The 25,422-nt window shown below is 38.7% G+C and carries 20 protein-coding genes and 2 pseudogenes; 2 read left to right on the top strand and 20 right to left on the bottom strand.

The genetic code is table 11. The features are described 5' to 3' along the window. Nucleotides 1–81 precede the first annotated feature (81 nt). The 8 genes and pseudogenes from ACFX4H_RS05770 to ACFX4H_RS05735 form a co-directional block, all read right to left on the bottom strand. Nucleotides 82–603, bottom strand: a pseudogene (locus ACFX4H_RS05770) (helical membrane plugin domain-containing protein); the annotation flags it as partial. Further along, a complete protein-coding gene (gene fdhF, locus ACFX4H_RS05765) occupies nt 596–3,559 on the bottom strand; it encodes a formate dehydrogenase subunit alpha (RefSeq protein WP_377434438.1) in 2,964 nt (987 codons plus the stop codon). The pseudogene ACFX4H_RS05770 and the gene fdhF, both read right to left, overlap by 8 nt. Nucleotides 3,560–3,735: 176 nt before the next feature. Then, nucleotides 3,736–5,622: pseudogene (gene pulA, locus ACFX4H_RS05760) on the bottom strand (type I pullulanase); the annotation flags it as partial. 389 nt (nt 5,623–6,011) lie between these two features. After that, nucleotides 6,012–8,141: an ATP-dependent Clp protease ATP-binding subunit gene (locus ACFX4H_RS05755; RefSeq protein ID WP_377434435.1), complete on the bottom strand. Its 2,130-nt coding sequence runs from the start codon at nt 8,139–8,141 to the stop codon at nt 6,012–6,014. Nucleotides 8,142–8,896: 755 nt separating this feature from the next. Then, complete coding sequence (locus tag ACFX4H_RS05750) at nt 8,897–9,307, bottom strand: C40 family peptidase (protein ID WP_377434432.1); 411 nt, start codon at nt 9,305–9,307, stop codon at nt 8,897–8,899. A gap of 234 nt (nt 9,308–9,541) precedes the next feature. Continuing rightward, nucleotides 9,542–10,168 carry a metal-dependent hydrolase gene (locus tag ACFX4H_RS05745; protein WP_048681909.1) on the bottom strand — a complete coding sequence of 209 codons (627 nt, stop codon included), beginning with the start codon at nt 10,166–10,168 and terminating at the stop codon, nt 9,542–9,544. A gap of 498 nt (nt 10,169–10,666) precedes the next feature. After that, the gene (locus ACFX4H_RS05740) at nt 10,667–11,572 is read right to left on the bottom strand and encodes a hypothetical protein (RefSeq protein WP_377434429.1); all 906 of its coding nucleotides are present in this window, start codon (nt 11,570–11,572) and stop codon (nt 10,667–10,669) included. Nucleotides 11,573–11,810: 238 nt separating this feature from the next. Continuing rightward, nucleotides 11,811–12,704 carry a selenium metabolism-associated LysR family transcriptional regulator gene (locus ACFX4H_RS05735; RefSeq protein ID WP_048680535.1) on the bottom strand — a complete coding sequence of 298 codons (894 nt, stop codon included), beginning with the start codon at nt 12,702–12,704 and terminating at the stop codon, nt 11,811–11,813. A 134-nt stretch (nt 12,705–12,838) separates the two neighbouring features. Here ACFX4H_RS05735 and ACFX4H_RS05730 point away from each other — a divergent pair, with 134 nt between their 5' ends. Beyond that, a complete protein-coding gene (locus tag ACFX4H_RS05730; protein ID WP_377434750.1) occupies nt 12,839–13,864 on the top strand; it encodes a YeiH family protein in 1,026 nt (341 codons plus the stop codon). Between the two features lie 23 nt (nt 13,865–13,887). Here the strand turns inward: ACFX4H_RS05730 and speD are convergent, their stop codons facing one another. The 11 genes from speD to ACFX4H_RS05675 form a co-directional block, all read right to left on the bottom strand. Further along, nucleotides 13,888–14,724, bottom strand: a complete 837-nt coding sequence (gene speD / locus ACFX4H_RS05725) for an adenosylmethionine decarboxylase (RefSeq protein ID WP_034306854.1) — start codon at nt 14,722–14,724, stop codon at nt 13,888–13,890. A gap of 161 nt (nt 14,725–14,885) precedes the next feature. Next, nucleotides 14,886–15,548, bottom strand: a complete 663-nt coding sequence (locus tag ACFX4H_RS05720) for an ABC transporter permease (RefSeq protein ID WP_328138045.1) — start codon at nt 15,546–15,548, stop codon at nt 14,886–14,888. 17 nt (nt 15,549–15,565) lie between these two features. Beyond that, nucleotides 15,566–16,483, bottom strand: a complete 918-nt coding sequence (locus ACFX4H_RS05715; RefSeq protein WP_377434425.1) for an osmoprotectant ABC transporter substrate-binding protein — start codon at nt 16,481–16,483, stop codon at nt 15,566–15,568. A gap of 11 nt (nt 16,484–16,494) precedes the next feature. Further along, nucleotides 16,495–17,148: an ABC transporter permease gene (locus tag ACFX4H_RS05710; protein WP_063576176.1), complete on the bottom strand. Its 654-nt coding sequence runs from the start codon at nt 17,146–17,148 to the stop codon at nt 16,495–16,497. Between the two features lie 12 nt (nt 17,149–17,160). After that, nucleotides 17,161–18,315: a betaine/proline/choline family ABC transporter ATP-binding protein gene (locus ACFX4H_RS05705; RefSeq protein WP_053535096.1), complete on the bottom strand. Its 1,155-nt coding sequence runs from the start codon at nt 18,313–18,315 to the stop codon at nt 17,161–17,163. Between the two features lie 205 nt (nt 18,316–18,520). Further along, on the bottom strand, nt 18,521–19,696 hold the full coding sequence (locus ACFX4H_RS05700) for an acyl-CoA dehydrogenase family protein (RefSeq protein ID WP_377434422.1): 1,176 nt from the start codon (nt 19,694–19,696) through the stop codon (nt 18,521–18,523). Between the two features lie 180 nt (nt 19,697–19,876). Continuing rightward, nucleotides 19,877–20,053: a hypothetical protein gene (locus tag ACFX4H_RS05695; protein ID WP_377434420.1), complete on the bottom strand. Its 177-nt coding sequence runs from the start codon at nt 20,051–20,053 to the stop codon at nt 19,877–19,879. Between the two features lie 211 nt (nt 20,054–20,264). Then, nucleotides 20,265–20,876, bottom strand: coding sequence for a hypothetical protein (locus ACFX4H_RS05690; RefSeq protein ID WP_377434419.1), 612 nt, complete (start codon nt 20,874–20,876; stop codon nt 20,265–20,267). Between the two features lie 164 nt (nt 20,877–21,040). Further along, nucleotides 21,041–21,502 carry a flavodoxin gene (locus ACFX4H_RS05685; protein ID WP_377434416.1) on the bottom strand — a complete coding sequence of 154 codons (462 nt, stop codon included), beginning with the start codon at nt 21,500–21,502 and terminating at the stop codon, nt 21,041–21,043. Nucleotides 21,503–21,572: 70 nt separating this feature from the next. Further along, a complete protein-coding gene (locus ACFX4H_RS05680) occupies nt 21,573–21,971 on the bottom strand; it encodes a hypothetical protein (RefSeq protein WP_328138050.1) in 399 nt (132 codons plus the stop codon). A 419-nt stretch (nt 21,972–22,390) separates the two neighbouring features. Further along, nucleotides 22,391–22,606 carry a hypothetical protein gene (locus tag ACFX4H_RS05675; protein ID WP_034306869.1) on the bottom strand — a complete coding sequence of 72 codons (216 nt, stop codon included), beginning with the start codon at nt 22,604–22,606 and terminating at the stop codon, nt 22,391–22,393. A gap of 298 nt (nt 22,607–22,904) precedes the next feature. Here ACFX4H_RS05675 and ACFX4H_RS05670 point away from each other — a divergent pair, with 298 nt between their 5' ends. Beyond that, a complete protein-coding gene (locus ACFX4H_RS05670) occupies nt 22,905–24,095 on the top strand; it encodes an MFS transporter (RefSeq protein ID WP_377434413.1) in 1,191 nt (396 codons plus the stop codon). Between the two features lie 744 nt (nt 24,096–24,839). Here ACFX4H_RS05670 and ACFX4H_RS05665 read toward each other — a convergent pair. Next, entirely contained in the window at nt 24,840–25,226 is a 387-nt protein-coding gene (locus tag ACFX4H_RS05665; protein WP_377434411.1) for a DUF192 domain-containing protein, read from the bottom strand. Nucleotides 25,227–25,422: the final 196 nt, after the last annotated feature.

Raw genomic sequence — 25,422 nt, 5'->3', positions numbered from 1 at the left:
ATCGCTTCCGCTTTTGCTGGGAATACTTGATCCGTATGATTTTCTGGAGGTGGGCCGTTCTATTTCCGCTGTATCATTCGTTTTATGCAAATGCTGATTCTCCGGTAATTGGGTGGTTCTTTCCAAATCGCTTGTTTCTTCTCCCATTCCTTTAATAAAAGTCATAAGGAAGGTCATGGCTTGTTTGACTTCTTGGTCATTCAAGGAACGCAGTAACGCTAAATAACTTGGCTTTTCTGGCGTTTTATCAGCTTCGGCCACACGGGCAATCCCTGAGTTGACTTTGAGGATTAGCGGTTCAAGCTGCTGAACATTAAGTGTCCCTAATGTGCCAAGTATGAGAAGCAGATTTTTCAGCGTATTTGCCGTTTCTGGGGTGTCCGCTGTCTTGACAAGAATGTTCAGCACTTTATCCCCTTCCTTCAACAAGCTGTTAACCATCGATAATATCCCACGATCCTGCATGCCCTTCATGACTTCAAACGTTTCTTTAATCACTTCTTTATTTTCCAATAGGGTTCGCTCGATATCCTCGAGTTCAATCCTTCTTCTTTCTTCATCACTAATGCTGATTCGATTGATCACTTTTGTCGCTTTAGCCACGGTTCCTCTCCTCCTTTTTGATCTTCAAGAGGTCACCAGGGAATATATAATCTTCGCGGGCCCATTTTTTTTGTACTTGTACACCCATTTGCGGTTGCGGATTCCCATGACGATGGTTGATGCTAGGCAATGGATTGTCTCCTTTGACCCTAAGAACTTCCATTTTCGCTTGAACTTCCTTATAGGCGGGAGTATCAGTATCTTTATCAGAATGGCTGCTTGTCAATTGGTTGATGGCCCCGTCACCTGAATCGTTCATCGGTAGATAAACTTCTTTACCTTTTACACGATCCGTAATCAGACATTCCACTTTTGCATGTCCATACGGTGAAGTGAGCCGAACAAGGCTGCCATCCTCAAGCCCTCTATCTTTTGCCAATTCCCGGGATACCTCAAGGAAGACTTTTGGCGTTTTGGAACAGATGCCTTTTGATTTATATGTCATGTTTCCTTCATGGAAATGTTCCAATAAGCGGCCATTATTTACATGGATATCAAACTCATCCCCAAAGTCAATCGGTTTGGTCCATTCGACTGGAAATAACCTCGCTTTTCCATCGGGAAACGGAAAAGCTTCCGTGAATAACAATGGAGTATCTTTACCATCTGAAGCAACTGGCCATTGAAGACTTTTATAACCTTCCAATCGTTCGTAACTTACTCCAGCATATAAAGGCGATAATTTAGCTGCTTCATCCATGATGTCACTTGGATGCCGATATTCCCACCCCGCTCCTAACGAATTCGCCACATTCATAATGATTTGCCAATCAGGCTTTGAGTCGCCAAGCGGTTCAAAGACTTGATACAGGCGTTGTATACGGCGTTCGGTATTCGTGAAGGTACCTTCTTTTTCAAAGCTTGGGCTTGCTGGAAGGACGACATCCGCGAATTCAGCCGTTCTTGATAGGAAGATATCTTGTACGACAAAGAAGTCCAGTTTTTCAAATGCTTCATGGACATGATTAATATTCGAATCGACCAGCCCCATATCCTCGCCCTTTAAGTACATGGCTTTAATGGTACCTGAATGAATCCCTTCGACCATTTCATGATTATTAAGGCCAGGGTTTTCAGGAATTTTTGTACCCCAGATGTTTTCATATTTCGCGCGTACCTTTTCATCCGTTACTTTTTCATAACCTGGCAAGCGATCCGGCATACTGCCAAAATCACTGGCTCCTTGTACATTATTATGTCCGCGTAAAGGGTAAGTGCCTGTTCCAGGTTTACCGTAGTTGCCCGTTATGAGCAATAAATTGGAAATTGCAGTACTCGTATCACTTCCTCCGCCATGCTGGGTAACGCCCATGGCCCAAAGCGATGCAACGCTTCCCGCTTCATGAATGGCTTTTGCCAACGTAATTAAATCTTCCTTAGCTACGCCTGTTACTTTTTCCGCATAATCCATTGTGTAAGGTTCTAAAGTCTTGATATATTCCTCCATCCCATTTACACGATTTTTGATGAAGTCTTTATCTGTCCAACCTTTATCGACGATATATTTAGTGACGGCCGATAGCCATATCATGTCCGATCCTGGTGCAGGCTGGATGAAGAGGTCGGAACGGTCAGCCATTTCATGCTTTCTGATGTCTGCGACTATCAGCTTCTGTTTACCCAGTTTATGGGAACGCTTGATTCTTGTAGCCAACACGGGATGTGATTCGGATGTATTGGAGCCTATGATCAATACAAGTTCGGACTTTTCGATATCCTTTATGCCCCCTGTATCTCCGCCATATCCAACCGTTCTGAATAGTCCCAAAGTAGCCGGTGTCTGACAATACCGGGAACAGTTATCCACATTATTGGTGCCGATGATTCCCCTAGCCAGCTTTTGCATTAAATAGGACTCTTCATTGGTGCATTTGGAAGACGTTATGAAAGCCAGCGAATCCGGACCGTGAGAATCCTTGATCTCGGTGAATTTACGGGAAATCAATTCAAGGGCTTCTTCCCATTCAGCCTCTCTGAACGCATCCCCTTCTCTAATTAAAGGTTTTGTTAGTCTTTCTTCACTATTCACGAAATCCCATCCGAATTTCCCTTTAACGCAAGTCGAAATTCCATTTGCAGGTGCCTCCACTTGCGGTTCGATCTTAAGGATTTTACGGTCTTTGGTCCAAACATCAAAGCTGCATCCTACACCACAATATGTACAAACCGTTTTTGTCTTCTTGATCCTTGCATCCCTCATGGCGGATTCCATATCTGAAATCGCTAAAATCGAGCCATAACCCGTTTCAACATTTTTCGTAATTTCTATCATAGGTCGAAGAGTTTGTTTAGCGATGCCAGTTAAAAATCCGGCTTCACCCTCCATCCCTTTTTCCATCATTGCATTACACGGGCAAACTGTGGAACAGTGCCCACATGACACACATGAAGATTCATTAATCGGAACATTATCATCCCAAATGACACGCGGACGTTTTGCTTCCCAATCAATAGTCAATGTTTCAGTGACCTGTACATCTTGACAAGCTTCAACACAACGGCCGCAAAGGATGCATTGATCTGGGTCATATCGATAGAATGGATTCGTCCGATCCACTTCATAGGGTTTTTGATCAAAAGGAACACTTTGATGATTTACCTTCATTTCCTTTACGGTATTGTGTATTTCACAAGTGCCATTATTATAATCGCAAACCGTACAATAAAGCTCATGGTTATATAATATCCTGTCCATCGCCATGACCTGTGCTTCTTTTACCTCTGCTCCGGCTGTATCGATTACATCCCCATCTTTGATCTTGGTGGAACAAGATCTAACTAGTTCCCCATTAACGCTCACTAAACATGTATCACATGTTTCGATAGGACCTAGGCTAGGGTGGTAACAAACATTCGGGACTTCAATGGAGCTATCCGTCAGCATTTGTAATATTGTTTGATTACCTTCCAGACTGGTCTCAGCACCATTGATTTTTATATGCACTTTCTCTGGCAAAATAATCGCTCCCCTCTTAAAAAACGATAAAATTCATCATTTGGTATTTTCTACCCTCGCACAAATTTTCTCAAACTTGTGAAAGTGATAATGGAAGTCTTCATTTGACCAATTTCATATTAAAAATGAACTAAAGCCGAAGTGAGACATAGTATTCACTCACTTCGACTTTAGTATCATTGATTAGAGTTTGCTTTCAATACAAACGAACTTAAAGGGGCAACGGTTATCTGACTCCCTTTAATCCTATCAATTTCTTCCAGGCCCGCACGCTGACCATCCACTAAAACGGCCCAATTACCTTCGTGAGGAAGAGTAATGGTTATCGCGTCCCAATTTGCATTATGAATCACTGCCATTTGATAATCTTGATGTTGTAAGGTGAATGCAACCGCATTTGGCGGAGCATCAATGAATTGTAATTGCTCCTCAATTTCTTCGGGTGTGCTTAACCTAAAAACAGAATGATTTTTCCTGAGAGAAATCAGCCCTTTCATATACTCCACTTCCCGATCTAACTCCGCTCTCCTTTTCCAATCCAACCTGTTAATCCAATCAGAAGATTGATAGCTGTTTTCATCTCCATCCTTCGTGCGCATAAACTCTTGTCCAGCATGTATCATGGGAATTCCCTGTGACAGTAAGACAATTGCCGAAGCTAATTTATGCATCTGTTTCCGTTTTTCTTCCGTAGCATCTGGATTAGTGATGAGCAGCTTATCCCATAACGTATAATTATCATGTGCTTCAACATAATTGATCACCTGATCTGGTCTTTGATATGTGGCGATATCTTCATCATATTTCAACCCACCAGCGATCCCTTTTTTTATAATATCTTCCATTCCTGGTTTGCCATTGACGAATCCCTTATCATGTTCATTCATGACAAACCCTTTTAAACCATCACGGATCGCATCATTAAAGTGAGCGATTCCAGGCATTTTAAAAGCATTCTTTTGATTTGCTTTCAGCTCTTGGGCCAAGGGGGTATCCATATCCCAGCCTTCGCCCAAAACAATGAGGGTCGGATCAATTTCTGCCAGTGCCTTTTTCACTACATTCATCGTTTCCACATCGTGAATACCCATTAAATCGAAACGGAAACCATCAAGGTTAAATTCCTTCGCCCAATAGGTTACGGATTCAACGATGAATTTTCGCATCATTTTACGTTCGGAAGCAGTATCATTTCCTACACCAGTTCCATTAGATAAGGTGCCGTCGGCGTTATAGCGAAAAAAGTATTTGGGAACGAGTTTATGGAAGTTTGAGTCCTCCACAGAATAAACGTGATTATATACAACATCCATGATTACTCGTAACCCGTGGTCATGTAAACCTTGTATCATTTCCTTTAACTCCCGGATCCTTACTTTTGGCTGATACGGATCAGTCGAATAAGAGCCTTCGGGAGCGTTATAATTCTGTGGATCATATCCCCAGTTATATTGTGGTTCATTCAACTTTTTTTCATTAACTGTAGCAAAATCAAATATCGGGATAAACTGAACATGGGTAACACCTAGATCTTTAATATGATCAAGACCCGTTTTCGCTCCTTCTGGACCTTTGGTTCCGGCTTCAACTACTCCTAAGAATTTCCCTTTATGATGGATTCCGCTTTCAGGATGAATCGATAAATCCCGTGTATGCAATTCATAAATGACTATGTCCTCAGCTTTTTCAAGAGGGGGCTTATCCCGTGTCCACCTTTTTGGGTTCGTATCTGTTAAATCTATCACGACCCCTTTTTCACCATTAACAGTAACTGCGCGAACATAGGGATCGACGGCTTCACTCCAGGTTTCTCCCACTTTCACTTTATATGTATAAATCAATCCATCCTGATTCCCGTTCAGCTCAATGGTCCAGGTCCCCTTTTCCGAACGAACCATTTGAATTTCCATTCCATTTGTATCATCCCAATGTTTATAAGTAACTAGCTTGGCTTCAGATGCAAGTGGTGCCCATAACCGGAATGCCGTTTTATCTTTAAGATAGGAATTTCCTAAATCTTTGCCTTCATAGAAATATAAATCATCCAATTCTGACGGGTTTACCGGATTAATATTAGCAATCGGCAGGGATTCCAACTGATTTTCCGTTTCATTATCCATAGGTTTTTGATTATTTTTATTTTCCTCTTCAAAATAAGAAAGTGAATCTTTAATAGGTCATTCCTCCATTGAAATTCCCATTATAGAACAGGAATTATTCATTTTTATAATCATGAGCGAATCTTCCATCATGTTATGATTCCACAGGTATTACCCATCAAAACATCCAATCTGCAAATTATGTCGAAAATTCAGAAATCTATATTTAATAATCGAAAGCAGCAGGTCATTTTGCTGGACCTTACTAATCGTTTAATGAAAAGTGAATCCAAAAAAAAGAAAAAAATGCCTCCATAACAGTTTTACGGTCTTGGAGGCATTTCTAGTACTCTTTATGGTGTTTTAATAATTTTCACTGAGTTATCTTCAACAATTGCAGTGAAGTTCTTAACTTCAGGCTGCTCAAAAATAAAGTCTGTGATGCCATCTTCAAGCTGTTCTTGAAGAACACGGCGGAGCGGTCTCGCCCCGAAAGTTGGGTGATATCCGAGTTCAATTAGCCTTTGTTTCGCTTCATTGGTCACATCTAAAGATATACCATTAGCAGCAAGTGTTTCGTCTAGCTCGTGAATCATTATATCAACAATTTGCAGAAGATCTTCTTTCTTCAATGCAGAGAATTCAATGATGCTATCGAAACGGTTCAAGAATTCCGGTTTGAAGAAGCTCCCTAAAGATTGCAGGATTGAAGCCTCCTCCACAGCTGAACTTGTACCGAATCCCATTACTTTTTGTTTCTCACCGACTCCTGCATTACTCGTCATGATGATCACGGTATCTTTAAAAGTAACGGTCCGGCCTTGACTGTCGGTTAAGCGGCCATCTTCCATGATTTGCAGGAACATATGCATGACATCCGGATGTGCCTTTTCGATTTCATCCAATAAGATGATACTGTAAGGCTTGCGGCGAACTTTTTCCGTCAATTGTCCAGCTTCCTCATGTCCTACATATCCAGGAGGAGAACCAATTAATTTGGAAACACTGTGTTTCTCCATGAATTCACTCATGTCAAGACGAATCATAGCATCCTTGTGCCCGAATAATTCCTCGGCAAGAGTTTTCGCCAATTCGGTTTTACCGACTCCTGTCGGACCGACGAAAAGGAAAGAACCGGTAGGACGATTTTTGGATTTTAACCCGGCACGACTTCTTCGAACGGCCTTGGATACCTTTTTGACAGCCTCTTCCTGCCCGATTACTTTTTTCATCAGCTCCGCTTGGAGATGAACCATTCTTTCTTGCTCATCTTCTTGGAGCTTACCTACAGGAATGCCGGTTTTTTGTTCGATGATATTTTGAATGTCTTCAACGGTTACGGTTGGCTTAATTGCATCTTCCCCTGCTTGCAATGACTTTTCCAGTTTTTCTTCTTCATCACGAAGAACGGCAGCTTTTTCATATGCTTCTTCTTTTAAGGCCATTTCTTTTTCTTTATAAATTTGCGCCAGTCGTTCTTTCATGTTTTCTGCCTGGCCGTCTTCGATGGTCAAGTTCAATTTGGAACCAGCTTCATCCATTAAGTCTATTGCCTTGTCAGGGAGGAATCGGTCTTGAATGTAGCGGTTCGAAAGTTCAACAGCCGCTTTTAGGGCTTCCTCACTATATGTTACACCATGATAAGATTCATAACTTTCTTTTAAACCGCGTAAGATGACCAATGCCTCAGCCGTTGTAGGTTCGTTAACCTGTACAGGCTGGAAACGTCTTTCAAGGGCACCGTCTTTTTCAATTTTCCTATATTCGGATAAAGTGGTTGCTCCGACAAGCTGAAGTTCTCCGCGTGCAAGTGCAGGCTTCAAGATATTTCCTGCATCCATTGATCCTTCGGCCGAACCTGCTCCCACAAGTTGATGAATTTCATCGATGAATAAAATGACATTTTTCCTTTCCTGTAATTCGCTGATCAATTGCTTCATTCTTTCTTCGAATTGCCCTCTAATTCCAGTATTGGAAACAAGGGATGCTACATCAAGCATATATACTAGCTTATTACGTAATTTAACTGGCACCGAACCTTCAACAATCGCTAAAGCAAGACCTTCAGCAATGGCTGTTTTACCGACACCAGGTTCACCGATTAAAACTGGATTATTTTTATTTCGTCTGTTTAAAACTTCAATGACACGTTTGATTTCTTCATTTCGTCCGATTACCGGATCAATAAGTCCTGCTTTAGCAGCATCGGTCAAATTGCGGCCATACTCCTCAAGCAATCCTCCGTCCTCGCCATTTTCAGCTGAATCCGGTTTTGGTACACCATTATAATTAAATGGATTGAATGAATTTGGAGATCCGTTAAATTGGAATTTCCCCATATCCATTCCGCCCATAGCTGCTCCAAGTTTGTTTCGTTCTTCTTTATAACAAGTGGAGCACAGTTTCACATCATGCTCCTGACCATTCATATTTAAGTGAACTTGAATATTAGCTTGGTTTACATGGCATTTTTCACAAAGCATGTAGTACTCCTCCTTTAAAAAATTAAATTGAGAATAAATCTTTGACCTTCTTTGACTTTCTGACTTTATTATACATTGACCTTCTTTGACTTTCAATAATTTTGTCTGGGAATTTTTTTGAAAGAAAGGAATTCCTTCGATTTGGTTTGCTTAGCATATTAAACTATCCATTTCCAGTCAACTAAAAAGCTTTCATGAATGCTTCATAGTACCGATTACCCAATTCAGGACTCACCATAACCTTAAACTATTAACAAAACGCCAATTCTCTTGTCCATGTGCCTCATTCACTCTTATTTTAAAAAACAAAAAAAGACTTTATTAAGTCTCTTTAATGTTAGTACAATTACGTTGGATTTCCACTCCATGTACTCGCTTTCCGCGGGCGGTCGGGGAGCCTCCTCGGCGTCTTCGCACCTGTGGGGCCTCCCCTTGACGCGCTTTTCCCGCAGGAGTCTCGCACATTCCGTTCCAATCATCTTGTCTACAGTCTTTTTAGTTTTTAAGTAGTATTAATACTTGAGGTGATATCGATACTTTCTTAAAAGTCCCCTCGTTGTTCAACCCATGCCATGCTTTCCTTTCCGCTATAGCTGCTTCAATTCCCAAAAAAAATCAAAAAGGTTTCGGAATGAAACCTTCCGAAACCTTTTTGTCTACAAATTGAAAAGAGACTTCATTAAGTCTCTTAGCTTTTTTATATTAAGATTGATTTTCTTCTATTAAATACGTTTCGCACCAATATACATTGGCTTCTAATAACTATTATTGGTTTTAGCGTATGACACTCCTTTTGATGATGAAGAGTGAATGAATTCTTTGTTTCCTATGTATATAGCCACATGTGTAGGTTTTTTAGCTTTATTTGGTGCAAAAAACATTAAGTCACCTTTTTGCAGGCTTTTAACTTTCTTTCCTTTTATATATATGTCAGCAGCAGTTCTTGGTAAATTCTTACCAGCCTTTTGATATGAATACTTCACTAAACCGGAACAATCAAAACCTGAAGAGGAAATGCCACCCATTTTATATTTAGTACCCAATTCACTTTTAGCCACTTTAATCGCTTTTGTATGATATGAAGCAGCTTCCACTTGGTTTCCAGCAAAGGATGCGGTTACAAGCGTGATAGCCAATGACAATCCGGCTACAATTTTCTTAAACAAATTATTTCCCCCCTGATGTGATTTCCAAACCTAATATACTAGAAAAGCTATATCACTCGCATCATCATAGGGTCTTTGCAAATATGTTACATTTAGTAGATTTAGGAAGAATGTCCATATAAAACATAGAAATAAGTCGAATTAAGTCGAATTAAGTGTCCATTCAATATATTGAAAAGCACCTTTAATAAAACTATCTTTTCTTCATAAAAAAACAGCGGTAAAAAACCACTGTCAAAATTCTTTTGAGAAAAATGGAAGAAATAGTTTCACTCCACGTTTATTAAAAGGTAAACATTTCAAATCTGCAATTAAATGACTTATGTATCCTAATGAACAAGTGGCGAAAATTCCGTCAATCCCCATAAAGGCTTCGAATTGAAAGGCAATGATGCCAAAGAAAGCGATACCGGCAATCGAATGGGTATAACTTCTATGTGGTGTAAAGGATGCCAGGATTATATAGACTCCCAACAGCCACAACCAGCTTTCCTGCAAAGATAAACCGCCTCCTAATACCGCTAATCCAGTCAAGGTCAGCATATGCCTTTGCCTAATGAAAGATGAAATAATGATGATTCCGATTCCTGCCCCTGCACCGATCCACTTTTCCGTTTCAGAGCCTTCCAAAAGACTATAAATGATCATTAAAATTCCAATCGTTTGTGCTATCGTTCGGATAAACTTATGTGAAAAGGTAATCCTATTACTTAACTTCCCATCAATATCCATATCGGGCATGAGCCCTGAAACTCCCCCGATGCCCACCAAGAATAAAGTGGTGGTTGGATCTGTTTGAAGTGTGTTTGCCGTCAAGAATCCAACTGTTGCCCCTATAGCCATGTGTGCTGTCCCGTTCACTGTCTCTCTCCTGTCCCTCTAAGAAGTAATCTGCTCAAGAAAACGAATGTTTGTTCGAATCTCTGCATATCTAACTATACAACATTTTGGGGAAAATTTCTCTAGTTCTTATAAATAAAGCCATAAAAATCAGTGTTAGAGCAAATAAAATACCGTTTCGTATATTTAAAACACTTTTTCTTAATGTCTATAATTGCTTTGTTTAGGTAATTATCATTACTCTAAATACGCAAAATATTTTTCAGTAAATTGAGGTTTTTCATGAAATTTTATCCAAAATATGAATATACTAATCTATAAGGGGAGTGATTCAGATAGCTTTTTTAAATGCCTTCAATAATTTTAAAAATGGGAAAAAGTCCAAGAAAATAAAGAACATGGATTTTCGGGAACAGCATGTAAATAAATCGTCGGAGCTCATTGGTAATAATGTAATTGTCCAAAATATAATTAACAATCACCTTTCCAAAAAAAATAACCACTTGTAGGGTGGTTTTTTTAATTATTAGGGGAAATGGTTTCATTCTTTTCCAACTTCTCACTTGCTTCGTAAATATAGTTATATTGTAAATAGTAATCGTATATGACGTTTTGCAGGATTTTAAGCAGTGATTTATCGAATGTATCGAATTCAGTTTGATAACTATTTAAGACAGTGACGAATTTCCCGTCCATGTTTTCGAAATAATGGATAAGAAAATTCTTGTAATATTCACTATCGCTATTGCTTTTATTTGTAATGCACGGATCGCCGGTTTGAATGGACTTTTCAAGCATCGCTTTGATGGATTTAGGCAGCTTTGCTTTTTTGAACTGGTTCAGGGTATAGATTTCATAGGTAAAGGAAAGACCTAATTGATCGGAATAAAAATCCACGGCACAGTCCAATGTATAGATTAAGGGTGTTTTAAAGTCTTTACTGTTGGCAATTTCCTCTGATATCTCCAATTGAAATTCCTCGGATGTTAAATAGGCTGCAAATTTCATTTTTGAACTGCTCATGCTGAATACTTCATAAACGGCTGCATCTTGTTTTTCAATTTCAATTTCGATATTAAAAAATTTAAAGTGTTTTAAACGGTAAAAAGCAATCGGGGCTAATAGGAATAGCAATATCCAAACTAGGTAAAGGAATAATGTGTTAAAGATGATTTGATAAAATTCAGACGTTACGATAGGTTCGATGATTAACGATATCAATGTATGTTCAAATCCCTGAGAAACAGGGGGGGCAGATACAATGGTTTCCTCTGGCTTTTTTAAAGTTTGGATACCTAAATGAGCCATCGCAACTAACGTGTAAACAAAAATTAAAATTGTCCCAATCACATAAAATTTTGGCATGAATCCTATAATCCTGTCGAAAACAGAAATCCGTTTATCTTTCTGCTCCTCTATAGCCAATGTGGTTGCTCCTTTTAAGATTATTAATATCAGGAAAAGTCTACAGGAAATTGGGATTTCTTGGAGACTACCTATTTAATTTATATGTTTGCAATTATGTTAAAATACGTAAAATTTGTTTAATCATTGACATATTCCAAATTACTTTCGACGTTTTCATTAAAATTAATAATAATTCGTCGTTAAAAATGCCCAACCTTTTCATTGAAAATGAAAGGATGAGCAAATGTTTAGGGTTTTATTTAGGACGGCCCTTTATTGCAAATTCTTCGACCTTCCTTAGAAACAGCTCCATGGCTTTTGATGCTTCAAAGTCCAACTTTTTCACGATCGAAAAAGGTCTTATTAGGGGCTCATTTTTCAAATGGAAAGTTTTCAATTCATTGGACTTCAATTCTTTTTGTACTGTCAATCGGGATAACAAGGCAATGCCGAGTCCAGCCATCACCGCTTCCTTCACTCCTTGGATACTGGTGAAAATAAAGGTTTTCTTTATGTTTAACTCCAGACTGCTCAGAAGTTTATCGGAATATGTACGGGTCCCCGATCCTTGCTCCCTAAGTACCCATGTTTGGTTTTGGAGCATATTGCCCTCGATGAGATCCATCTGTGAAAGTGGATGATCCGGGGGAACGACCACAATCATCTCGTCATTCATGAAGGGCCTGACATCTATATCTTTATAATCCGTTTCCCCTTCAATCAAGCCTATATCAAGCTTATTCGAACGGATTCCTTGAATGACATCATTTGAATTAGAGATGATGATTTGTATATCCACCATCGGATACTGTGCCGCAAATTCTGCCAATACTTTTGGAAGGTAATATTCCCCTATCGTGAAGCTTGCACCTATTTTCATCGTTCCGCTAACCACGTTATTAAATTCATTTATTTCTCTTTTTGCTGTTTCATAATGGTTAAGCATTTGCTTTGCATGTCTATACAAAATTTTTCCCGGCTCTGTTATTTGAACTTGTTTGGGGGAACGATAAATTAATTTCGTTCCTAACTCATTTTCCAGATTCCTTATGTGAAGACTGACTCCTGGCTGCGACAGGTTCAGGATATCCCCTGCTCTTGAAAAGTTTTTCTGTTCGATTACAGTTACGAATACTTTTAACGGATCCATTGTTACCTCCCTTTTTTCCTATGCGTTTCATTTTATCATAAGTAGAAGTAATCATTGAAATAGCAAAAATATATTTCACTTATTTTTAATTTAGTTTTAAAGTTAAAAGCATCAACATAGATGGAGTGATCACACTGGAACAAATAAAAATTGAAGCTAAAAAACTCGGATTTACAAAAGGAATAGCATTGACTTTGCTAATTGCCATTGCAGCAAAATACTTAGCAGAGCTTCCATTCCTTCATATAATGGGACAGTTAGTCATTGCAATTCTGATTGGTGTTGTTTGGAAATCGCTAATCGGCGTCCCGGCTTACGCCGTTGCTGGGACAAATTATTCAAGTAAAGTCCTTCTGAGAGTAGGCATTATCTTATTGGGTATGCGTTTGAATCTAAAGGATATTATTAATGCCGGTCCGAAAACATTTGCAGTTGGTGCCATTAGTCTTGCATTTGGTATATTAGTAGTTTATGGATTGACCCGCCTATTTAAAGTTGAGAAAAAGCTTGGCATATTGACAGCTTGCGGAACGGGAATTTGCGGAGCTGCTGCCATACTGGCAATTTCCTCCCAAATAAAAGCAAAAGAAAAAGATACAGCAATAGCCGTAGCTACGGTTGCTGTATTAGGCACAATCTTCACCTTCGGATATACAATCCTATATCCATTATTGGAGTTATCCGATCAAGGATATGGTGTTTTTTCGGGTGGTACACTCCATGAAATTGCTCACGTCATCGCTGCTGCGGCACCAGGGGGAAATGAGGCTGTCGACTTGGCAGTGGTGGTCAAATTAACTAGGGTGGCCCTACTCATTCCCGTTGCCATTTTAATTGGATTCATCATGAATTGGAAAGAACGATCAACGGTTACCGGAAAGGAATTTTCCTGGAAATCCATTCAGATACCGTGGTTCATTTTTGGATTTTTATTGATGAGTGCCATTTATTCTTCAGGTGCAGTTCCTGAACCTTTAGCCGAAAAGCTTGTTATGCTTTCCTATATCCTCATGGCAATGGCGATGGCGGGACTAGGATTGAATATTGACCTTGTAACTTTTAGGAAATATGGCGGTAAACCTTTTATTGCTGGACTTGTCGGCTCTATATTTTTGAGTTGCCTCGGCTATGTATTGGTTCAGGCTTTCCATTTAAATTAATTTTTAATTTAAACAAGCATCCCTTAATCGGCATGCTTGTTTTTTTCTATTGGATGCGGAACATTGGCACCATAAAAAATTTCATCCATTTCCGTTTGAAGCCTTTCTATAATTTCCTGCCTTTCCTCTTTATTCAGCTTTTCCTCTGTATAACCGAATAAATAATTATTAATATCGAACCTTCTCAGCTTACATTTCGTATGGAATATATTTTCCTGGTATACATTTACATCAATCATGTCATATAAACCTTTTACTTCATCAGGAATATAGTTTTGAATGGAATTAATATCATGGTCAATGAACAATTTCCGCCCATCTTTATCTCTCGTAAATCCTCTTACTCGGTAATCGATCGTGATAATGTCGGTATCGAAGGAATGAATGAGATAATTAAGGGCTTTAAGGGGTGATATTTCTCCACATGTAGAGACATCAATATCGGCCCTGAATGTGCTAATGCCTTCATTTGGATGGTATTCAGGGTAAGTATGTACGGTAATATGGCTTTTATCCAGTTGCATGACCACATTATCAGGTAAAGGACCTGGTGATTCCTCATAAGTCCCCATAGGCACTTCGACGACAGGTCCTTCTGAAACAAGAATGGTTACACTGGCGCCTTGAGGGACATAATCCTGTTTGGCCGTATTTAAAACATGCGCCCCTATTAAATCAGCAACATTGTGCAGGATCTTCGATAGCCGCTCTGCATTATATTGTTCATCGATATAATCCAGGTAGGACTCCCTCTCTTCCCTGGTTTTTGTGTAACAAATATCATACATATTAAAGCTTAAAGATTTAGTAAGATTATTAAAGCCATGAAGTTCAATACGCTGCTCAGGTGTAAGTTTCATGAATGATTCCCCTTATACTTTTTTTAGGACTACCCTTATAGTTACCCTTTTCCTGAAATAAAAAACTAAATCTGCCAGTCTAAGCTTCTGACTTCTAATGGTAAGCTAAGAAAAAGCCATTGCATTAACATGCAACGGCTTTTTTATTTTCCTGATTTGTTCTAGGCAGTATGAACTTTTTTCTTCTTTATCGGTGAAAGAAACCGTTCCAGCCATCCGAGTAAAAGATCCGAGAGAATGGCCATCAATGCCGTCGGAATTGCTCCTGCAAGTATGATTGCCGTTCCATTTGACGCATTCGTTCCCCTGACAATGATATCTCCCAGTCCGCCTGCCCCTACGAATGTACCGACAGCAGTTACCCCAATTGCAACGACAAGAGCTGTACGTAAGCCAGCCATGATGACAGATAGAGATAATGGCAGTTCGACCATTCTTAGTAACTGGAGCTTTGTCATTCCCATTGCCTTGCCAGATTCTAAATAAGCATGATCTATACTTGTAATCCCGACATATGTGTTTCTCAGGATTGGCAGCAATGAATACAAAAACAACGATAAGATTACCGTATTTGTCCCCAGCCCCATCACTAGCATCAGGAGTGCAAGCATAGCCAATGCTGGTGTGGTTTGTATGACATTCGTTATCGAAAATACCCAATTACTCAATTTCTTATGTTTCGCGATGAAAATGCCTATCGGGATGGCTACAATTGCTGCAAATAACACTCCATAAGCAGACATTAAAAAATGGCGATAAAATTCAGTAAGAACATACATCCAATTTTGGGAATAATAAGTTCCCAACTGTTGCAAGGTTTCCATTAGTTTGCACCTCCCAATTATTCAAAATATTTATGTGCTTTAAGGAATTCCGATGCCACGACCGATGGTTCCTTCAAGTTCCCATCCACTTCATAATTCAGTTCCTGCATGGTTTCAGTAGTGATCTCGCCAATTAACTTGTTAAGTTCCTTTTCAATTTCAGGATACCGTTCCAATAATTCTTCAGTAACGACCGGTGAACAGTCATATGGAGGGAAATATTGTTTATCATCTTCTAAGAGCTTCAAATCATTAACCTTAATCCGTCCATCTGAGGAATATGCAAGGACAATATCCATCTGACCATTTTTGACTGCATCGTATACCAAGCCAATCTGCATCGGATAAGTTTCGCCAAACTCCAATCCATATGTATCGACGAATCCTTTATAACCATCCCCTTTTCTTTTCAGCCAAGCACTATCCACACCTAACCTTAAATTATCTGCATCCTTTTCCAGGTCCGATATTCTCTGAAACCCTTTTTCCTCAGCCAATTCATTTGAAATCGTAAAGGCATATGTGTTATCGAATCCATAAGAATCAAAAAATTTGAACCCATATTGTTCCTTGAATTCCCTTTGAACAATTTCCATCGCCTTTACTGGGTCCTTTTCGATTTCCTGTCCCAGGACACTCGTTAAATCAGTCCCTGTATATCGAGTGGCGGCTATATCTATATCACCGGTCTCCATCGCTTTTTGCTGAACGAAATTCGAACCTAGATTTTTGATGATTTTCGTATCAAGTTCCGTATTCCTTTCAAGGAGTTGAGCGATCATGTTCGCCAGGATTTCGGATTCGGTCATGCTTTGGGCACCGATCTTTACAGTAGTCTCAGAAGATGACCCTAGACCAGGCAAAGAACAGCCGGTGATCATTAATGCACAAACGATAAGAGCCATTAAAATTGTATATCTTATTTTTTTATTCATGGTAATCCTCCTCAAGCAACTTCCTTCATGCCTTTCAAGCCTTTTGGTACGACTTTTCGCTCTATGATCGAGAATACATAATCAACCAGGATAGCCATGATGATTACCGGAACTGCACCAGCGATGATATATTCTGTTTGGTATAAATTCAGGCCGATAAAAATGTAATCTCCCAAGCCACCGCCTCCAATAAAGGAAGCTAAGGTGGCCCATCCAATTAAATAGACGGAAGCCGTACGGATACCAGCCATAATGACGGAAAGTGCAAGCGGGAATTCTACCAGACGAATCCTCTCCCAACTTGACATCCCGATGCCCCGTCCGGATTCCAGCAGATTTTCATTTACTCCTTTAATGCCTGTGTATGTATTCCTGAGTATGGGTAAAACGGAATAGAAAAATAACGCAATGATTGCGGGTGTTTTCCCAACGCCAAGGAAAGGAATGAAAAAGGCGAGAACCGCTAAGCTTGGCAATGTCTGCATAATATTCGCAATTCCGATTATAATCGATGCGCTCCTTTTCATTCGCGTCAACATTATCCCTAGTGGTACAGCGACTATTATTCCAAGGAAAACAGCAATCATGGAAATATATAAGTGCTCCCATGCTTTAAAGATCAATTCTTGCCAGTTCGTTTGTAAAAAATCGAGCATTGTTTCCATCTCTTACACCTCCTAAAACATTTCTACTACTTCTGCCACTTGATTTTCTTCCTCTCCCCAAATGCTGTCATATACGATGTCGACCAATGTAGCCCTAGTGACAATTCCGACCAAATGTTTATTTTGGTCAACTACAGGCACGTATTTGAAACCACGTTTTAAAATCTTTTGAACGGAATCACGGATTAAAGTATCCTGTTTCACTGAATAGACTTCAGTATTGATGACTTCGCTGATAAATTTAGCTTTTTTTCGATATTCACTGATCGTTTCAACATCTACGAACCCTTTCAAAACATTTTGCTCATCGACCACAAGTAAAGAATCGACCCTTTTCTCGCGCATTATCGTAATAGCATCGGTAAGGGATTTTTCCTCTGTAATGGAAATTGGGTTTCGACTCATGATTTGTTCAACCAACTCAACATTGGGTCTTGTTTGAAGCAAACGATCTTTGCCGATGAATTCTTCAACAAACTCATTGGCTGGGTTTCTGAGGATTTCATCCGGTGTTCCCACTTGGACGATTTCACCAGCCTTTAAGATGACGATCCTGTCGGCTAGCTTAATGGCTTCATCCATATCATGCGTAACAAAAACGATTGTTTTATCAAGTGTGCGCTGCAGATTTTTAAACTCCTCCTGAAGGGCATCGCGGGTGATTGGATCTAGTGCGCCAAAAGGTTCATCCATTAAAATGAGTGGAGGATTGGAAGCAAGTGCTCTGAGAACGCCTATCCTTTGTTGCTGCCCGCCGCTCAATTCGTAGGGATACCTTTCCAGGTACTCGGGTCCCATATCGACAAGCTGAAGCAATTCCAGTGCGCGTTCCTTCTTCTTCTGTTCATTCCATTTAAGAAGTTTTGGAACGAGGGTGATATTTTCAAGAATGGTCATGTGAGGGAAAAGGCCGATTTGCTGGATAACGTACCCGATCTGTCTTCTTAGCTCGACTGGGTCTTTATCCATGATATTTTCACCATTAATAAGTATCTTGCCTTCAGATGGTTCGATTAGACGGTTAATCATTTTCATTGTTGTTGTCTTTCCACATCCACTCGGACCAATGAAGCAAATGAACTCCCCTTTTTTAATATCCAATGATATATTTTTTACAGCTTTCTTTCCTCCCTTATAGATTTTCGATACATTTTCGATTTTTAACATAAAAAGCACCTCCATCATTCGCATACAATTACAAATTTTACAAAAATATTAATTTTTCATATGCACAGTCTCTTGTACCCATAAGGTGAACTGCTTAAACCTTTTTTTATAAAAAACTAGTTCATTGTATTTATATTGAAAAAATGGTATAAAAAAACTGCCCCATCTTAATTGAGGCAGTTGGATAGATTTATAGTATTAAAGATTAAAATCCTATATTTTTAGCAATGAGGGTTTTTATAGTTTCATCTGTCCCTGTAAAGAATGTTGGCAAAGAAATGTCCCGATGACGCCGGGCAATTTTATCGTCACCCATACTTCCGTAACGATCATGCAACTGCATGCACTTATCAGATATTCGCTTAGACATCTCCGTTATCCATTGTTTAGCCATCGATACTTCAGTTATGATATTCTCCCCAGTCATATGTTTACAGATCAACTCATCAATAAACGTTCTTCCCAGTTGAATATCTGTCGCTATTTCAGCGATGGTAAACTGTGCATTTTTAAATGCACTTCTTTTCTTATCAATCGCTTTTTGACTTTTTAAAAAATTCATCGTCAAGTGAAGCATGTCTTTTGCTGCCATTATAGAACAGACCGCACAGATTAGTCTTTCCTGCTGCAGTTTTTGCATGATATATGAAAGGCCCTTCCCTTCCTCCCCAAGGAGGTTGCCAACTGGAACTGAAGCATCATCGAAAAATAGTTCGGCTGTGCCTGAGCTTCCCTGTTCTGTTTTACTAAGCTTTCTTCCCCGTGATAACCCTTGCGTATCTTTATCAATGAGCAGTAGACTGATTCCGTCCTTGGGAGGAACAGCATTTAGATCTGTTTTGCATGCTACTATCATGAAGTCAGCTTTAAAGCCATTTGTAACGAACGTTTTGGCTCCATTGAGAAGATAATACCCATCTTTCTTGATGGCTGTGGTTTGAATATCAGCTAATTCCGATCCCATTTCCGGCTCTGTCCATGCAAAGGCAGAAATCATTTCTCCTGTAATGAACTTTGGTAAATATCTTTGTTTTTGATCTATTGTTCCGAATGAAGCAATATAAGGGGCTACAACATCAGAATGAATGGATATTCCCCCCAAGGCTGAACCCACCCTCTCCAATTCCTCTGCCAGCACAACAGAATATCCAAAATCTGCTCCTATTCCACCAAATTCCACTTCAATCCATGGACATAAAAATCCATTATCTCCTACCTTTTCCCAAAATGAGTAAGGTATTTCCCCCTCTTTTTCCCATTGATCATAAAAGGGGACAGCCTCCTGGGCGAGAAATTCACGAATTGATTGTTTAAATAATAGGTGTTCTTCCGTTAGGAAGGAACGAGAATCATCCTTATTGATTGCCATCGTGCTAACCATGGGCTAACCTCCATTCTTTTTTTACTGATAATTACAACCATGAACAAATAAAATATGTTAAACGACCTGATGTAAACGGTTACAATTTTAAACAATTTAAATGTTCCTCAATATTCATGTTCAACAAAAGTATGGAATTTCCTTTTAAAAATCTATTTTTTCCCATTTTAAATGATTTGATTATGATTTAACCGCTTGAATTGGTTTTAACTTATATTCTGGCGTGGTTATTCTTGGAATACAAAATGTAATAATTAGACAATTCTTCTTTTTACGCTCAAATCTCATTCTTTTTTCGCTTAATAAAATGGTTGCTTTAACAGCCCCCGTTAAAGAAAATAAACCAGCTAATAGCATGTCAAATCTTTCTCTAAAATTTTCATTCCACTAATTTTGGGCCATGCCCAATAACCCTCCAAAATCTTCTTGGAAGGATTTTCTCTAATTCAGTTAATTAGGCAAAAGCTAGGAACGCTTCTTTTCTCTTTAAAAAACTATAATTAGTAATAATACAGATTGAAATTACAGTTTTTTTAACACGATTTTTGACTAGTAAATCTTTCTTAGTTTATATTAATCCTTCATAACATCTTTTTTGGTAAGAACAGCTTTTGCAAACTGCTAAGGAATCCGTCTTCAAATACTTTTTGGGTTCTTGTAAAATATTCTTGATCATGTTGAGGTATTCCAATCCACCAGAAACATCCTTCTTGGTTGGTATAAATGTTTCTTTTTTACCTTCCATAAGCGAGTATATCTCTATTCTTTCCGGTAATTGACCAAATGCCTTTTCACAAAATACCGAAATCATATTATTAAATAAAAGATTCATTTCTTCATCTGTATCAACTAAATACTTCTTTATGATGAATGAGTTGCCTGACCATTCTGCCACTTCAAAAGTTAAGGAAAGTTCGCTACCCAACTCATCCATATTCATGTTGAATTTTTCATATAAAAACAAAGGTGGATTTTCAATTCTTTCAGTAGTTAAACATTGGAGTAAATGGTCTGTAATATTAGCAAGAGCCTTATAATAATGAATCTTCGACTCGAACTGACGTACTTCAATGGCACTCCACTGATCATCTATGAACTCCAAAATCTTCTTAGTCGTCTGACTTATTGGAGGAAGTTTATAATAACGACTTACAACTTGATTAACCACAGATTGAACCATCTTCCTCCAATCCGATTGAGTGGTGATGTTTCCTTCTATATGAAAATAGTAAAATTGATAAGGACATCTTATAAAATCCTGTAAATGATAATCAGTTAAAGTAGCGATGGAAATCCGATGTTCCCTTCATTCCCTTCACCTCTCTCCTCATTAAATTTCTACTTCTATATTGAAGTGACAAAACTATTCTTTATAAATTCCCTCCCGAAATTTTGGCAGTTTTTAATATCCTCAACATCTGGTGTTAATTCTACTTTTAACCCTTCCAGGACGATAACAGCACCCTGTTCCCTTAATTTTTCTGTCAAAATATCTACGGCTGCACCATATTGTGGGTAAGATGAATCGCAGGAACCAAACGCCGCAGCCTTCTTTCCAGTTAGATCAATTTGATCCATTTCCTCATAAAAGTCTAAAAAATCATCGGGTAATTCCCCGTCCCCCCACGTATATGCTCCTAATATGATCCCATCGTAATCTTCAAGCATGGAAGCTTCAGGACCATCCATAATATCTATCTTTTCGATACTCACATCACTGATTTCTGTGATTCCTTCTGCAATGGTATTCGCCATTTCTTCTGTATTTCCACTCATACTGGCAAAAATTATAATGATTTTATACATGATAAGTTCCCCTTCCAACATCTCGAACGATTTATTGTTTTTATGTTATATGTACATGAAATTTGTTTTCTTAAAAAGCATGTACATCATCAGAGTTCATTTTATTCTTAATTTTTTGTACGCTGCTCAGTTCATCGGAAAATGAAAGAAATGACTCCCTATCATGTGCATCGAGTGCTTCGTTTACTTTAAAACTCAAATGGTTAATTTTAAGGTTCAAATCCAAAATGGAGCAAATGCTGCCTTTGGAATACAGTTCTTCGATATCTTCCACGTGCATAAAAAATTGAAACTCGTTGTTGACAACTATTAAAGAGTGCCATCCTAGGCAATCAATGTACTTCTTTTCATTTGTAATTGTCCAAACATCTCCTTGAAGAAACTCAATTATATGTTGGTGCCTTTCACCCGGACAGCAGCAGCTTACTTCATGCTGAAATAGTTCTAATATAATAAAATTTTTATCCATTGGTGCTTCTCCTTCACTCACATTCAGTTTTTTTGAATTCTTCTTCAACCTTGGCACTTGGTCAGTCCGTTTGTTTTTGACGGCTACCGCCTATTCAAAATTCATTTTATTAACATGCAGAGAACCAATCGAAATTGATAATCATTTTCAATTAGTATTTTATGTGATAATGATTATCATTGTCAATATGTTTTAGCTAGGTTTTCATATTTTTGTTTTGTTGCGTTGGAAAAATAGATGCCTAGCTACTGCTGCTGCCAAGTACAAAAAAATACTCTGGAGAATTACTCATCCCAGAGTATTTTTTTACGCTATACAACTATTTTATCGTCTTTATCCCTTACCCGGTTTAAAAGCATGAAACTGTCCAGCCGCTATATTCCTTCGTATTCTAAAAAGTGCATTCTTTGTTCCTCTTTTTATCCTTGTATTTTCCCATTAATGACAACACACTTCCCATTTGTTTGCTTCTTTATCATCCTTCCATCCTTGATGTATACAGTGTAAGTATTATTGACTTTAGCATCTAATCTTGCTAGGTCTCCCGTTATTGCTATGATATTTTTGACAGCTTCCCTCTTCAGATTTTCGATAACTTTCTTTTTCCATTGTTCCCGTTTTATTTCATCAACCATCAGGATCCCATCCTTCTTGTTTGATTTATGTCTTCTCCCTGATATAGCGTATTACATTTTTATTATCTTGTTACCCTTATGCTTTTCCTTATTAATCCGTTTCGAATTCTTCTTTTGTTTTAATATCATAACAGGTTACGGTAAAATGAGTGAATAATTCAGGTACAAGCTTTTTTAGCAGGAAATGATCTATGGTAACTATGCAAGGGTTTTCCTCATAAAAATGTTTTATGGTATGATAGTTAGATTGTTTTTCCACCCTGTGACAACTTTACATTCATCAAGGAAAGAGGTATTTATGCACACCACAGAATTAACCAAGCGGCATTGGCTGCTCATCTTAACACTTACTTTATTAACATTCGTTCTCGGGACAAGCGAATTTGTTATCGTCGGGATCTTAACCGATATTTCCTCGAGTCTCCATATTACAAATGCAAAAGCAGGCACACTCGTTTCTGCGTTTGCCATTACGTTTGCCATTGCCACACCGCTCGTGATGTCGGCAACCAGCCATTTTCCAAAACGGAATTGGATGTTGTTTTTGATAGGTTTGTTCATCATCCTGAATGCTTTGTGCGTGATTTCGACGACCTACGTCATGCTCCTTGCACTTCGGATGATGACTGCGATTGTAACAGGAGTTTTAATTTCTCTTGCCATGATCGTTGCCAGTGAAAACATGCCAATCGCAAAACGTGGACTTGCTATTTCATTCGTTTTCGGTGGTTTTACACTTGCAAACGTGATCGGAGTACCAATTGGAACTGTCATCGCTGAAAGGTACGACTGGAATGCAACTTTCCTGTTAACGACTTTACTCGGAGCTATTGCATTTTTGGCATCTTTCTTCATTTTGCCTACTATGCACAGTCCATTCCGCAGCTCAATGCGTGATCAATTTTCTTTGTTGACACACCCGCGAATCTTAATGGCTTTTTTCATTCCATCACTTGGATTTGGAGCGACGTATGCCGTTTATACGTATCTTGTTCCGATCCTGAAAGGAATGGAAGCACCAAGTGGTTCAATCAGTTGGATCTTGTTTGGCTACGGATTCATTTCCATTTTCAGCAACATACTCGCTGGTAAAATTGCCAGCTACAATGCCATCGGACGCCTCAGGTTTGTTTTCCTCGTCCAAGCAGTTGTCCTGATCAGTTTATATTGGACGACAGATAATTTTATCTTTGGCTTGGTTAACATTAGCTTGATGTCATTAATGGCCATCCTTTTAACAACATCTACCCAGCTATATTTGATAGACCTAGCCGGTATTTATCAACCTAAAGCTACAGGATTGGCTGCTTCACTGATGCCTGTGGCAAGCAATGTCGGTATCGCCTTTGGTTCCGCATTAGGCGGAATTGTTTACCATCAGGGAAATTTGATGAGTGTCACATGGGTAGGCGGGCTGATTGCTATCTTGGCAAGTCTTTTAACTTTCCTGAGTCATCGCTTGGACCAGAAACAAAAGCAGGCAGCATAAGATGTTAAAGGATTGAGGCGATTAGTTTATAAACATCAATGATCAAGGCTGTTTTCACATACTTTGTTGCTATTTACCAGGTAGTGAGTTGTGGTTGATTTCCCCTCCAGATGCTCGCTTTCCGCGGGGCGGGCGGTGAGCCTCCTCGGCGTAAACGCCTGTGGGGTCTCACCTGTCCCGCTGTCCCGCAGGAGTCTACACTTCCGCTCCAATCAACCTTAAATAGTTTCGTTTTACAAACAACAATCTTTACGAAAAGAGCCATAATCAAAAAGAAAACCGGTCATTTGAGTCCGGTTTCTTTTTTTTAAGAAGGCTTTTTTGAATTCATCTACTTCTTTATAGTGAGATATTGGAGATTTGTTTTATACAGAATAGAACTTTGGGTGAAATTTCTCCATTACTCAAAATTTATTAATCATGCTGTCAAACTTCTTTTGAATTCATAACTGCGGAATATGGCTTGGCATTAATTTAAAAACCTCATGACTTATGGTGCGGTTCCACTCACTACTACAAGGCCTGGGTGTAGCCTTTGTTAGGAACGGAGAAAAGTTAATATATAAGTTGACCCTTCAAGAAACCTGCCTCTCTAGTTGCATAAGAATAGGAGCTGCTGAGCTTTCGGTAATGATGGGGAAACACCATGTTCTTAAGTAAAACTCTTCACAATCTTCCTAGCATAATCAATATAAATACCCATTTTTAAAAATTCACCTCCAAGAACCAGAGGTGGGGATAGAATCAATTAAACTTTACATAGTCCCCTTCTTTGATTTGATTCTTTTCAAACCATCCAAGATTCACTTCAATTGCATAATAATAAAAAATTCCTGGATCATAGGTAGGGCAATAATCCTCTAAACAAGGCTCCATATCAAGTATTTTTAGAATTACCCCATATGAATCAAGAAAAGCGATTGATAAAGGGATAAATGTGTTCTTCATCCAAAATCCACCATATATTTCTTCTGAAAACACAAATAACATCCCCTCATTTTCGGGTAATGTCCCGACAAACATCAAGCCCTTTTCTCTTTTTCTTTGAGTATCTGCAACTTGAACAGTTAATCCAGTTACCTTGTTTCCACTGATTATTTTTATCACTTTTGTTTTAATTCTATTTTTCATGTTCACTCACCTTCGGAGGAAATAGACCTTATTTCAAATAAAGAAAATGTCAATCTCATGAACTTCTTTTAAAAAAACAGCAACTTTCTTTCCCTGCTTCTAAAGAATAAAAGGGAAGATAGTTGATCATGAAGCGAATATAGGAAAAAATAACTAAGCAGGCTCCATTTGACTTCTAATACTTTATTCCATGACT

Origin of the sequence: Peribacillus sp. YIM B13477, assembly GCF_042787955.1 — a bacterium.
GTDB classification, from domain to species: Bacteria; Bacillota; Bacilli; order Bacillales; family DSM-1321; genus Peribacillus; species Peribacillus frigoritolerans.
This window is presented reverse-complemented; position numbering and strand designations above follow the sequence as displayed.